Below are 11758 nucleotides of genomic sequence, written 5' to 3'. Positions count from 1 at the left end.
CTTGTTACCGGGGGGGGTGTGGCGGGGCGGGGGGCGGGGGGGGGGGGGGGGGGGGGGGGGGGCCGCGGGCGGGCCCCGGCCGGCGGGCCGGGCCCCCGCGGCCCGCTCGCGGGCCGCCTTGATGAAGTAGAGAAAATTTGAACACGCATGCCGTACGCGAGGCATGACGAAGGCCCGCACCATCGTGATGCGGGCCTTGGACTGCGGGGTCACTCGCCGATGGGAACCCGTGCGCCAGGGGCGTAGACGTCCTCCCAGTACCCCAGCGCCTGCTCGTCGTCGTGGAAGGTCACGGTGGTGACGAGGACCGCCACGGCCGAGTGCGGAGGGGCGTCGATCTCCAGAGCGCTCAGCTCGTCCTGGGAGGCCTGCCGCGCGTGGGCGGTCCGCTGTCCCTTCACGACTTCGTGGCCGGTCCGTTCGGTGTAGAGCTGGTCGAACTGCTTCACCATGCGCACGTCGTCGGCCAGTTCCGGGACGGCGGAGACGGTGTGGGGCGGGTAGACCGAGACGCCGACTGACGTCGGCTTGTCGTCCTGGCGGAAGACTCGGATACGGATGACGGCCTCGTCGCCTGGCTCCAGGTTGAGCGCTGTGCACACCTCGGGGTCGTAGACCGACCGGCTCATTACGCGGTGACCGAAGGAGGTCTCACCGGGCGCGTACCGGAGTCCGTTCTTCTCCATGCGCTTCAGCCGGTCCGCACCGGTGATGACGATGGGGGACTTCTCCACGACTGTGCCCAACGCGCCGCGGGCGGTGACCAGGCCCTCGCTCTTGAGCACGCCCAAGGCCCGGCTCACGGTCTTGGCCGCCACGCCGAACTGGTCGCGGATCTCAGCGACTGACGGGAGCGAGTCGCCCGGAGCGAGTTCCCCGCTCTTGATCAGCGTGCGGAAGTGGGCGGCCACGTCGGCATACCCCTTCCCTTCAGGTGCCTTGTATGCCATGGCTTCTCCCTGTTTGTCGGAGCGCGGTACACCTCCGAAGGTACATCAACGACCCCCTCAAGGTACATCCTTGCCTCGAACCAGCGCTTCATGTACCTTCATGGCGTCGGCAAGGTACGTTAAGTACCTCCGGGCCGATTGATTCGTACCTTCGGCAAGAGAGGGTCTGTCGTGACCACGAGGAACGTCCCGCCCCAGTCGGGGCCGAACAACGACAAGGCGAGCAAGTTCGCGAACCTGGGTGCGGCGGCCGGCGGTTTCGTCGGTGCGATGGGCGGCTCGTTCGTCCCGCCCGTGAACCTCACGGTCAACCGCACGACGAACAAGAGCAGCGGGGGGCAGTCGACCAGCGGTCCCCGCCAGTCGCAGTTCATCTTGGGCGAGCCGGAGTTCAACAACGCCGACGACGTCCGCAACTACTGCAACCACCTGCGGGCGCTGATGATCCAGGCGGCCATCGAGCTGGCCATGGCCGCGAAGATCCTGGAGGCCCGTCTGGGGCAGGCCCAGGCGCTGCCGGGCGACAACCCCATCCAGACCCGGATGCGGGCCAAGAAGGTGGCCTGGAAGCTCAAGCGTGCCTCGGACGGCGCCACGGCCGCCGCGAAGAACGCGGTCGCCGCGTATGGGGCCTTCCAGCGCGAGTACGCCGACCTGATGCGCCCGCGCCCGCAGCGCCCGGTGTCGACCAACCCCTTCAAGTTCTGAGAGGCGGTACCTGACATGGCCAGCAAGGAGATTCAGCAGCAGCAGGAGGACCGCCTCAACTCCGGCGGGTCGACGGGCATGGGTGCCTGGCTGTGGCACCGGGCCAAGCCGTACACCCCGCCGTGGATCGTCACGGCCGGGGTCGGCGTGGCGGGTGCCGGCGCGAACTGGCAGTGGGGCGACTCCCCGTGGGCGGGCGTCGGCCTGACCCTCGCCTCCACCGCCCTGACGGCCGCGACCTGGTGGGCGGGCAAGTCGACCGGCCCGCAGCGCCGCCTCCACTCCGCCATCACCGTGGCGGCCGGGTCGGCGTGGCTCACCTCCGCCGCTCTGTCCGGCCCGTTCACCGGCCCGCTCCCCGACCTGTACCTGATGGGCGGCGCGACCCTCGCCCTGTCCTGGAACATCCGCCAGGTCATGCGCTCGTCGGCGCCCGAGGGTTCCGGGGAGTCGGCGGACAAGGGTCTGCTGGAGAAGGTCGGGCTCGCCCGGACCAAGCTCAAGGACGTGCGGGTGGAGCCGAACCGCGTCACCGTCCCGTACGAGCTGCCCGCCGGGGAGCTGACCAACGACGACGTGGCCAAGGCCATCCCCCGGATCGCGTCCGCCCTGGACGTGCCGACCACCGCCATCCGTGTCCAGCACGACCCCGACAGCGCGAGGAAGGGCCAGTTCGTGATCGTGCCCGAGGACATGCTCAAGACGCCGACCATCTGGCCCGGCCCGTACGCGCCCGGCGAGTCCGTCGCCGTGCCGCTGCGCCTGGGTGTCTACGACGACGGCAGCGACCTGGTGCTCCCGCTCCTGGACGCGATCCACATCCTCGTCATGGGGATGACCGGCTCCGGCAAGACCGAGGGCGCCGTCGACCTCCTGCTGGAGATCCTGTCCCGCAAGGACGTCGCGGTCTGGCTCGCGGACGCGGCGAAGGCCGGGCAGGACTTCCAGCCGCTCGTGTCCGCGCTGGACTGGGCAGCGCTCGACACGCCGTCGGCCGGGGCGATGGTCGCCGCCGTCCAGGCCGTCATCCCCGCCCGCACCGCCTGGCTGCGTGACCACAGCTACCGGGCCTGGGAGCCCGCGGCCGCGCAGACGCAGACCAGTCCCGCGCACTCCTGCGCGGCGGCCGGCGCCTGCGGCTGCCCCGGGATGCCGTACCTGCTCGCCTGGTTCGAGGAGGCGGCCAAGCTCCTGCGCGAGCTGGGAGACGACGTGTTCACCGGCATCGCCCAGGAGGCCCGGTCCGCGGGCGTCTCCCTGGTGGTCTCCATGCAGCGGGCGAGCGGCTACCAGCTGTCGACGGACACCCGCGCGAGCCTGCCTGCGGCGATGTGCTTCGGCGTCCGGGGCGACGACGCGAGCTTCGCGCTCCCGGAGGAGGTCCTGGAGGCGGGCGCGAACCCGGCGGCGTGGGGCAACAAGCGCAAGGGGTACGTGTACCTGGTCAGCGCCGGGGTCGACGAGGACCTCTACGCCAACCCCGCGCGGACGTTCTGGACCGGCCCCCCGGCCGAGGGCAGCTACGAGCGGATGGCCCGCTACGTGGTCGAGCACTTCGCCTCGGTCCGCGCCGACCTCGACCCGGTGACCGAGGCCGCCGCCGCGCGGGTGGCGGGCGAGCTGTTCACCACCCGCCGTGCCAGGGCGGGCGCTCCGGCCCCCGCCGCCGCCACGGCCGCCGCCGCGGCTCCGGCGCTGACGGACGCGCAGGAGTCGGCCCAGGCGGTCGCCGCGCTCGTCGACGCCGAGGACGCGGACCTGGACGCGACCGCCGAACTCCCGCCGGTCGACGGCCCGGCGGACCTCCCCCCGGCCAAGCCCTCGCCCGAGGAGGCGCGGGAGCTCCTGGACGACCTCGTCGGCATGCTCGCCTCGGTCGGCCCCGGCACCGTCGCCGTCCGGGACCTCTCCCCGTACCTCGACCAGATCGGCCGGGACCGCTCCTGGGTCTCCAAGCAGCTCAAGCGCCTCGCCGAGGAGGGCCGTCTCGCCGCCACGGGCGAGGAGGGCGTCTACCGCCTCGTGCCGACCCTCGCCGGGGTCTGACGGCCCCCGCACAGGCCGCACACCCCCGCACAGCCGCACAGTGCGAATCCCCACGTCACGCGGCGTGTGAAGAGGCCCGCACACCGGCCCGCACACCGGCCGCACAGCAGGACCGCACACCCCCCGCACACCGAACGGACGACGGACCGCCCCGCAGCAACCGGGGCGGCCCGCCTAGCGACCACGGAGGCATCCCGTGACCACCGACCCGAAGCATCTCACCGAATCCGAGGCGTCCGCCGAGGCGGCCCGCCTGATCCGCGAGGCGTACCGGCCGGAGGGGCCGGCCACCCCGACGTGCTTCCGCGACGACACCCCGGTCCCCGCGATCGGCACCGCCCCGCCCGTCCCGCAGCCGGACTCCCGGATCGTCCCCCAGTGGGCCGCCGGAGTCGCCGTGGCGAGCATCGGTGTCGGTGCCGGCGTCACCGGACTCGGGTGCGGCGCCTGGCTGATCCTTCAGGGCCTCGCCTCCGTGACGCTGACCGGCGTCCTCGCCGCGACCCTTCCCTTCGCCGGGATCGCCGCCGCCGCGACCGCCATCGGCTCCGCCTTCGCCCGCGCCCGCCGGGCGTCGACCACGAACATCTACAAGGGCACGGTCGTCCAGCGGACCGAAGTCACCGCGACCGCCCGCGGGATGCTCTCCCGCGCGAAGGCGGGGCGGTGACCATGCAGCTCAACACCCGGGCCCAGGTCGAAGCGGCGGAGAAGATCCTCCGCCTGTCGTGGGTGATCGTGTTCGGCGTCATCCTGTTCTCGGTCTTCACGGTCACGCCCCTGGTCGAGCGCTCCACCCCGCCCGGCTGGGAGTGGTCGGCACCGATCTTGCCGCTCGTGGTCGACGTCGCCGTCGTCATCTCGATCCGGGTCGACGCCATCGTCGCCCGTCTCGGTGGGTCGACCAGCGGCTGGCCCGTCGTCCTGCGCGTGCTGACCGGCGGCACGTCCGTCGCGCTCAACATCGGCTTCAGCGCGCTCAAGGGCGACTCGGTGGGCGTCGGCGTCCATATGGCCGCCCCGGTGACGCTCATCGTCGTCGCCGAGGCCTCGCTCAAGTGGCGCCGTGAGATCGCCGCCGCGACCGCCCGCATCGAGGCGGAGCGCCGTGAGGGCGAGGAGACCCGCCGCCGTGAGCAGAAGGAGCGGGAGGAGCACGCGCGGGCGGAACGTGAGCGGGAGCGGGAGGCCGCCCGCCTCGCCAGTGAGCAGGAGCAGGCTGCCCGCGCCCATGAGCGTGAGCAGGCAGCGGCACTGGAGATGCGCCGCCTTGAGCACCAGGCCCAGATGGCGCGCGAGGAGCGGGAGCACGCCGCCCGGGTGGAGCGGGAGCGCGAGGAGCGCGAGGAACAGCGCAGGCGCGAGGAGCAGGCGCGCATCGACCGGGAGCGCAACGAGGAGCTGCGCCGCCAGGAAGAGGCCCGCCGCGCCAAGGAGGCCGCGCAGCAGGCCGAGCGCGACCGGAAGGCAGCCGATGCCCGCAAGAGCGCTCCGGCGCCCGTCAGTGCCGCCGTGAGCACCCACCCGGCCGTGAGTGCCACCGTGCCTCCGGCGGACGCTCACGAGGCCGACAAGCCCTCCAAGATGAGCGAGGCCGACGCCCGGCAGGCCGTCGCCGACGGGCTCCGTGAGGGCCGCTCGCAGCGCGAGATCGCCGCGCTCACCGGCTGGTCCACGGGCTGGGTCGCCAACCGCTGCAAGGAGCTTGAGGGGGCCACGGCATGAGCGGCGGCCCCAGCCTCTTCCTGCTCATCAAGTCCTGGCGGGTGCGCGTCGCCCTGCTCTGGCTCGCCCACTCCCCGTCCACCGTGGCGGCCCCGTTCGCGGTGGTCGGCGCCCGGGTTGTCATCGGGTGGGGCAACCCCGGCTGGCTCCCGCCGGCCGCTGGGTGGCTGACGTTCCTTCTGTTCATCACCACCGCCGCCGGGATGCGGCTCCACCACGAGATGGACGGCCCCGGCGTCCCCTGCCGCTGGTGCGACCTGGACCTTGAGGAGGACCGAGCATGACCCGCAAGCCTGCGATCCACGACGCCGAGCCGAGCGTCGTCGTCTCCCACGGTGCCGACTTCTTCGGTGAGGACCGCCACCTGCTCAAGGACGTGGCAGCCCTCGCCCCGTGGGTGACGAACTCCGTGCCGTACAACGACCGCCAGGCCGTCGCCCCGCTCGTCGCCGCGATGGAGCGGCCGGAGGCCCTGACCTTCCAGGCCGCCGACGCCGCCCGCGTCTCCGAGCAGCTGCTGAAGGTCTCCCGCGACCGTCACCTGAAGCCGCGGGCGTCCGCCCTCGCCCGCGCCCTGGCCGACGCCGCCGCACGGGCCGCCACCGACGGCGAGCCCTGGGAGTGGCGGATCGAAGCCGCTGCCTGAACACCGAAGCCCCGCCGGCCTTTCGGCTGGCGGGGCTTCTTACGGCCCGTCAAGTCACATCTGCCCCACGGGGCGTGTCGCGTGCCGGGGGGAACGACTGGCACGCGAAGTGGCAGGATCATCCCCAGCAAAGCGAAACGGCCCGGGGGCCTAATCCCGGACCGCTTCTGACGTCCGCCCGGCTACCAACCAAGGGACTCGTCTGTGCCCAGCGTACGGGACGCTTCGGCGTCTGCAACACCCACACCGCCGCGTGCCGCCATGCGGGCCCGCTGCCGACGGAAGTCGTGTCGTCGGCAGTTCACCCGTTCCCGGGCGGGCCAGATGTACTGCTCCGCAACCTGCCGCAAGGGTGACGCGAAATCCACCCCGAAAACGGGCGCTGACCTGCAAGAACAGGGTGTCGAAGCTGCACACCTTGGTAAGAAGGGAAAGAAGTTTCCCGACCCCGACCCGCAGACCCCGGCGGAACTGGCTGCCGAGGCCGCTGACCTGCGACGGAAGGAGCGGGAGCGGCGGAACTACTCCGGCCTGTACTTCCAGTGGGACCACTCGAAGCTGAAGTCCATCCGCGGCTGCCGCCGGTCGGCCCGTGACGAGGCGGCGGGCGTCACCCTGACCGTGTCGGCCGACGGCCAGCAGGTCGGGAGGAAGGGCCTGAACCGGTGCGCCTCGGTGTGGGCCTGCCCGGTGTGCGAGGCGGTGATCCGGGGCCAGCGGGCCACGGACGCGGACACGGCGATCACCGAGCACGTCCGGCGCGGCGGCATGGTGCTGTTCGTGACCTTCACGGTCCGGCACTGGTCGAACCACGACCTGGAGGACCTGATCCGGGTGCAGGTCCGGGAGGTCTGGAAGGGCCTGCTCCAGGGCCGGAAGTGGGCCCGGTCGAACGCGGGGAACCTCCGCAACCGGCTCGGGGTCGTCGGCACGATCCGCGTGATCGAGGTGACCGTGGGGCAGATCAACGGCTGGCACCCGCACCTGCACGTTGCCGTGTTCCTCGGTGGCCGCCAGGACCCGAAGCCCAAGCGCGGGTCCGGCGAGAAGTGGGACCCGACCGTGCGCGCGTACTTCCGCCCGACCGACGCCGACCTTGACGCCTTCGAGGCGGAGTGGAAGGCCGCTTGGATCAACGGTGTCACCGCCGCGAACCCGGACTACCGGCCGTCGGCCCGCGATGGCGTGGACTTCAAGCGGGTCTACACGGTCAAGGACGCGGCGGCGATCGGGAAGTACATCTCTAAGGTGCAGGGCACCGACGTGAACTCGGACTGGTCCGTCGGTGCCGAGCTGGCGCGCGGCGATGTGAAGCAGGCGCGCGGCGGCAACATGAAGGCGATGGACATCCTGTTCCGCCTCGCCGCGCTGCGCGGCGGACAGGTCGCGGACGAGCTGCCCGGCTGGGGCTCCATCGAGCAGCTCGCCGCGCTGTGGTCGGAGTACGAGCTGACCACCAAGGGCGGCCAGAACATGGCGTGGTCCGAGGGCCTGAAGCGCGCGTATGGCATCGGGACCGACGAGAACCAGGACGCCGCCGACCGCCAGGCTGTCGACGCCGAAGACGCAGGCGCCGCCGACGACCGGATGCTGCACCTGTCTGCCCGCACCCAACTGGAGATCGGGCGCAAGCGCGTGATCGTGGAGGTGGGCGAGGCGGCACGCGAGGCGGTACGCCGAGATGAGGACCCCGTCCTCGCGGTCCACGCGCTGCTCGCCCTGGTCGGCATCGACAGCATGGGCGTGTGGGAGCTGTCGGCCGACGAGGACGAGGCGAAGTGGAAGGCGTCGGCGGAGAACGCTGCGGGACGCTCGGTCGAGTCCGAGGACACGCGGGCGGAGCGCAAGCAGCGGGAGGCCACCGACCTCCGTCGCGCCCGCCTCGAACGCAAGCGGCTCGTCTGGAAGGCCGCTGCCACGACCACCCAGGAGTGACCCCGGCCGACCCCGGCCGCCGCGAAACTGATCTCAGTAAGCACTAACTCGCTGTCGCTGCGCGCCCCCCGGCTATGCCCGCCCCCCGGCTCCAGGTAGGGGTCCGGGTTCTGCATCGCAACACGCAGGCGCCTGCCCCTGTGCGGGCGGGGGTTGCGGGGCTTGCCCTCCCCTCCCCCATCGTCACGGCCAACGCCGAGATCCCTGGAGGAGACGTGAGCACCCAGCAGCAGCCGACGCCCAAGCCGACCGAGGCGCCGGCGCCCCAGCCGAGAGGACCTGAGCCCCGCCGGGAGTTCGCCCGGAAAGGCGCCCTGGCCGTGATCAGCGGCGCGGTGTCCGGGACAGCGCGAGCGCTCTGGACACACGCCCTGGGGGACGGCTCCTGACGCCCGACCTGCCGCGCCAGGAGACGCGCCGCGACCGGCTCACTGATATCAGTGAGCCACAACTCGCTGTCGGTCGTTACTGCCCCCGGAGACCCTCCCCGACCGTGCCCGGTCGCTCTGGAAAACCCGGCGCGGCCGGGGAGCCGCGGGGGCCGTTACTGGGGTCAGTGACCCACAACTAGCTGCCGGTCGTTACTGCCCGGCCGGACCGGTCCCGAGGGTCCGCCGGCCGCGCCGGTCGGCGACGACGTCCTGGCGCTCGTCGACCTCAAGGAGTGCCTCCAGATCGACCCGTTCGACGGGCAGAAGCCGCGGGCTCGGGTCGGTCGTCGTCGTGCTCCTGGTGGTGCTCGGACCGGTGCCGAGACTGCGTCGTGCGGTGCTCATGACGGGAGTCTCCCGCGCCTTCACCGGACGCTCCGCACCGAGTTGCAAGAGATGTCACGCGTTCGTGCGGTCGTGAATGCAAGAGCTGTGACCGTTCTTCGCGTGCACGCGTGTGCTCGTGCACGCGTGCACGCGGTTCGGCTTCGCCGCCGACTTCGTCGTGACCGGATCGGTCACACCTCAGGCATTACGAATGACCTCGGCTCGACGGGGTGCGCTCGTGACGTCGTGAAGCGGCGGCCGACGGATGGAATGCAAGGGTGTGGGGGATCCGTTCGAGGCCCGTGCGGCGGGACGGCGAGCAAAAGTGCCAGAGGTGCGCGGCGGCCGGCGTCCTCGAGGAGGGCGGCCGGGAACGACGAAGGGCCCGTCCGTGGTGGACGGGCCCTCGGTCGTTCGGGTCAGGCAGCGAGTGCGGTGCCGGCGGCCTCGACGAGTGCGTCGGTCTGCTGGATGGCACGGAGCCGGGCGGCGGCGAGCGGGGTCTGGCCGTCGACGTCCCGGAGTCCGTACGTGGCGCGGACGGCGGCCTGCGCGGCCGGGGCGAGCGAGGGCAGCAGCAGCTGCACCCGCAGCAGCGGGGTGGTGATCGCGGACCGCGTGGAGTGGGACTCGGTGCGTGCCTGCGTCCAGTCCTCGCCGCGCAGCCGGAGGTCCTCGCGCACCCACATCGCGCGGCGGTGGTCGGTGAGCGCGCTCACGAGGTCGGTGACGGCGGCCAGGCCCTCGGCACGGCGGGCGGTGTCGGCGTCGGCCTTGCGCTGGGCTCGCTGGCTGAGGTGGGCGAGCGTGCCCGTGAGGACGGCACCGGCGAGGGTGCCGAGGACGGCGATGATGGCAGCGAACATGGCGGTCTCCCTGGGGTGGTCGGCGGCGTCAGGCGGAGAGCGCGGTCATGGCGAGCGCCGCGACGGCGAGGGCGGTGATGTGGAGCGCCTGGTCGACGGAGGCGGCGCCGCCCTTGGCGGCGAAGTTGGGGGAGCCGGTGTTGTTCATCCACCAGAGCACCGGCCAACGGCGGTCGATGAAGCCGTGGGTCGTGCCGATCCAGAGGAGGCCGGCGGCCGCGGCGTGGGTGTCGAGCGGGATGCCGGTGACGAGCCGCGCGGCAATCAGGGCGAAGAGGCTGACGGCCACGTGGGTTCCGGCGTGGTTGATGTTGGCCCACCACCCGGCGGCGCCCGGGTCGGCCTTGTGGTCGGCCTGGTGGTCGCTCTGGAACACGTAGTCGGCCAGCATGTGGGCGACGTACAGGGCGGCGAAGATTTCGGCGAACATGGAGGTGCTCCTGTCTCGGTGATCGGGTCGGGAGTGAGGGGGGCGGCCGGACGCCGGGAAGTGGACGGCCGCCCCTGCTGGTTGCTCAGCCGCGGAAGAGGTTCTTCGCGAAGCGCTGGTGCGCGGCCTGTCGGCTCGTGCCGAGGGCCTGCCCGATGTCCTCCCAGCTCCCGCTGCTGTCGCGGACGGCGGTGACCGCCCGCTGAAGGGAGGCGGTGCCGAGCTTCTCGACGTCGGCGGCGGCGGCCACGGCCGCGAGCGGGCGCGAGGCCGTCAGCCCGGCGAGCATCCGCCGGACGGTGGCGATGGCGTCGGCCAGCTCGTCGGGCACGGTCGTGCCCAGGAGCGGGGCGATGTGCTGCCGGGACCAGGCGCCGTACGGGTAGGGAGCGGCGTCACCGTGCTCGAAGCCGTCCGTCTCGTCGTGGTCCTCGAAGTCGACCGGGAACATCTCGGGGGACCGCCATCCGCACTCGCACGCCGCGCGGACGGCGATGGCGCGGGGCCGCCCGTCCTGCCCGTCGTACAGCCACCAGGCGGAGTTGCCCTTGATGGGGGCGGGCTCGGTGCCGTCGCCCAAGACGGCCACGGGGAACCCCTCGTGGTCGGTGCCGAACTGGTCTGTCTGCCAACCCATGTAAAGACTCCTTGACGTCGATTGGGCTATGTAAAGGTTCCTTGACGCGCATACGAACTGTCAAGGCTCCTTCACGGATTGCGCATGCCGTCAAGGAGTCTTTACGTGCGCCACTTGCCGCGCCACAAGACGCGCCGCGTACGGTCGTGCGCCATGAAGCACGACACCCCCCGGGACGCCGACGGCGCCAAGCTCTGCGCCTGGTGCGGCTCCCCGATTCAGCAGAGCGCCGTGGGCCGGAGCCGGGACTACTGCCGCCGGAGCTGCCGCCAAAGGGCGTATGAGGCGAGGAAGCAGCGGGAAGCCGTGGTCGCCGCCGTGGCGGCGGCCGTCGCGCGCGCAGATTCGTCACGTGTCGAATCGCGGGCTCCTGTCGTTCCGTCACGTGACGAATCGCGGCCACCCGGTCCGGCAGCGGATCCTGGCGAGGGGTGGGTGCGCTCGATAGAGGTGGTGGACGCGCAGTTGCGGGAGCTGGAGGCGCGGCGCGCTCCGGTCTCGCCCGCTCCCGTGCAGCAGAAGCGCCGGCGCCTGGCGCCGCTCCCACCGGAGGCTCCAACCCTCTTCGAGGCCGCCGACGGCGAGTAGGTCCGCTGGCCCTTCTCCGGCCCGGCGGTCGAACGGCCGGCCACCGCGGCGGTCACCGCAGTCGCGTCCCCGCGACTGTTCCACGGCGGCCCGCCCCATCGCGGCAGCAGTTGCTCCCCACTGGCCCAGGGCGGGCGGTGCGGTCGCCTCACGCGCCTGTATCCGTGACGGCGGGGGTACGGCGCCCCGCCCCGATTCCGGCCCGGCAGACGGCCGCTCAGCGCCACCGGGCCCCCCTCCCCTCCCCGCTGGCCTGTCTGCGAGCACAACAGCGAGAGCCGCCGGACGGCGGACGGCTGGCCATGTAAACCCCGGCGGGATGCCGCTCCGGCGGCCCGGCCCGGCGGTCGGGGAGCGGGGCGGAGACAGGAGCGGCCCGGCCGCCGGGCCGGGCCGCGGGGGCCCCCCCCCGGGCCGCGGGTGGGAGGGGTGTAAAATAGTAAAACCCCGGCCGACCCGCGGGCAGGGC

At 72.4% G+C, this 11758-nt stretch carries 13 protein-coding genes; 8 read left to right on the top strand and 5 right to left on the bottom strand.

The genetic code is table 11. The features are described from left to right. Positions 1-209 precede the first annotated feature (209 nt). Positions 210-950: a GntR family transcriptional regulator gene (locus ACZ3KJ_RS35230; RefSeq protein WP_467533022.1), complete on the bottom strand. Its 741-nt coding sequence runs from the start codon at positions 948-950 to the stop codon at positions 210-212. A 171-nt stretch (positions 951-1121) separates the two neighbouring features. Here ACZ3KJ_RS35230 and traA point away from each other — a divergent pair, with 171 nt between their 5' ends. The 7 genes from traA to ACZ3KJ_RS35195 all read left to right on the top strand — a co-directional run bounded on the left by traA (position 1122) and on the right by ACZ3KJ_RS35195 (position 8010). After that, a complete protein-coding gene (traA, locus tag ACZ3KJ_RS35225) occupies positions 1122-1658 on the top strand; it encodes a plasmid transfer protein TraA (protein WP_467533020.1) in 537 nt (178 codons plus the stop codon). Between the two features lie 15 nt (positions 1659-1673). Then, positions 1674-3704 (top strand): plasmid transfer protein TraB, encoded by a 2031-nt coding sequence (gene traB, locus ACZ3KJ_RS35220; RefSeq protein ID WP_467533018.1) that lies wholly within the window; start codon positions 1674-1676, stop codon positions 3702-3704. 196 nt (positions 3705-3900) lie between these two features. Next, positions 3901-4374, top strand: a complete 474-nt coding sequence (locus tag ACZ3KJ_RS35215) for a hypothetical protein (protein ID WP_467533017.1) — start codon at positions 3901-3903, stop codon at positions 4372-4374. Positions 4375-4376: 2 nt separating this feature from the next. Continuing rightward, positions 4377-5429 carry a hypothetical protein gene (locus ACZ3KJ_RS35210; RefSeq protein ID WP_467533016.1) on the top strand — a complete coding sequence of 351 codons (1053 nt, stop codon included), beginning with the start codon at positions 4377-4379 and terminating at the stop codon, positions 5427-5429. Beyond that, positions 5426-5713 (top strand): hypothetical protein, encoded by a 288-nt coding sequence (locus tag ACZ3KJ_RS35205; protein ID WP_467533015.1) that lies wholly within the window; start codon positions 5426-5428, stop codon positions 5711-5713. The genes ACZ3KJ_RS35210 and ACZ3KJ_RS35205 overlap by 4 nt, the downstream gene beginning before the upstream one ends. Beyond that, positions 5710-6075, top strand: a complete 366-nt coding sequence (locus tag ACZ3KJ_RS35200; RefSeq protein WP_467533014.1) for a DUF7739 domain-containing protein — start codon at positions 5710-5712, stop codon at positions 6073-6075. The genes ACZ3KJ_RS35205 and ACZ3KJ_RS35200 overlap by 4 nt, the downstream gene beginning before the upstream one ends. 324 nt (positions 6076-6399) lie before the next feature. Then, entirely contained in the window at positions 6400-8010 is a 1611-nt protein-coding gene (locus tag ACZ3KJ_RS35195; RefSeq protein WP_467533012.1) for a rep family protein, read from the top strand. Between the two features lie 581 nt (positions 8011-8591). Here the strand turns inward: ACZ3KJ_RS35195 and ACZ3KJ_RS35190 are convergent. The 4 genes from ACZ3KJ_RS35190 to ACZ3KJ_RS35175 form a co-directional block, all read right to left on the bottom strand. Beyond that, positions 8592-8786: a hypothetical protein gene (locus tag ACZ3KJ_RS35190; protein WP_467533010.1), complete on the bottom strand. Its 195-nt coding sequence runs from the start codon at positions 8784-8786 to the stop codon at positions 8592-8594. Positions 8787-9187: 401 nt separating this feature from the next. Further along, positions 9188-9634, bottom strand: a complete 447-nt coding sequence (locus ACZ3KJ_RS35185; protein ID WP_467533009.1) for a protein kilB — start codon at positions 9632-9634, stop codon at positions 9188-9190. 28 nt (positions 9635-9662) lie between these two features. After that, complete coding sequence (locus ACZ3KJ_RS35180) at positions 9663-10064, bottom strand: DUF3307 domain-containing protein (protein WP_467533007.1); 402 nt, start codon at positions 10062-10064, stop codon at positions 9663-9665. Positions 10065-10149: 85 nt separating this feature from the next. Next, positions 10150-10701 carry a hypothetical protein gene (locus ACZ3KJ_RS35175; protein ID WP_467533006.1) on the bottom strand — a complete coding sequence of 184 codons (552 nt, stop codon included), beginning with the start codon at positions 10699-10701 and terminating at the stop codon, positions 10150-10152. 435 nt (positions 10702-11136) lie between these two features. Here ACZ3KJ_RS35175 and ACZ3KJ_RS35170 point away from each other — a divergent pair, with 435 nt between their 5' ends. Then, entirely contained in the window at positions 11137-11289 is a 153-nt protein-coding gene (locus tag ACZ3KJ_RS35170) for a hypothetical protein (RefSeq protein WP_467533004.1), read from the top strand. Positions 11290-11758 lie beyond the last annotated feature (469 nt).

It is taken from the genome of Streptomyces sp. NPDC003248, from assembly GCF_055563235.1.
This window is presented reverse-complemented; position numbering and strand designations above follow the sequence as displayed.

Bases quoted from the DNA above. Each gene is read 5' to 3' on its own strand.
- traB (WP_467533018.1), top strand. From the start codon at position 1,674: ATGGCCAGCAAGGAGATTCAGCAGCAGCAGGAGGACCGCCTCAACTCC.
- ACZ3KJ_RS35175 (WP_467533006.1), bottom strand. From the start codon at position 10,701: ATGGGTTGGCAGACAGACCAGTTCGGCACCGACCACGAGGGGTTCCCC.
- ACZ3KJ_RS35195 (WP_467533012.1), top strand. From the start codon at position 6,400: ATGTACTGCTCCGCAACCTGCCGCAAGGGTGACGCGAAATCCACCCCG.
- ACZ3KJ_RS35205 (WP_467533015.1), top strand. From the start codon at position 5,426: ATGAGCGGCGGCCCCAGCCTCTTCCTGCTCATCAAGTCCTGGCGGGTG.
- ACZ3KJ_RS35190 (WP_467533010.1), bottom strand. From the start codon at position 8,786: ATGAGCACCGCACGACGCAGTCTCGGCACCGGTCCGAGCACCACCAGG.
- ACZ3KJ_RS35210 (WP_467533016.1), top strand. From the start codon at position 4,377: ATGCAGCTCAACACCCGGGCCCAGGTCGAAGCGGCGGAGAAGATCCTC.
- ACZ3KJ_RS35230 (WP_467533022.1), bottom strand. From the start codon at position 950: ATGGCATACAAGGCACCTGAAGGGAAGGGGTATGCCGACGTGGCCGCC.
- ACZ3KJ_RS35180 (WP_467533007.1), bottom strand. From the start codon at position 10,064: ATGTTCGCCGAAATCTTCGCCGCCCTGTACGTCGCCCACATGCTGGCC.
- ACZ3KJ_RS35200 (WP_467533014.1), top strand. From the start codon at position 5,710: ATGACCCGCAAGCCTGCGATCCACGACGCCGAGCCGAGCGTCGTCGTC.
- ACZ3KJ_RS35185 (WP_467533009.1), bottom strand. From the start codon at position 9,634: ATGTTCGCTGCCATCATCGCCGTCCTCGGCACCCTCGCCGGTGCCGTC.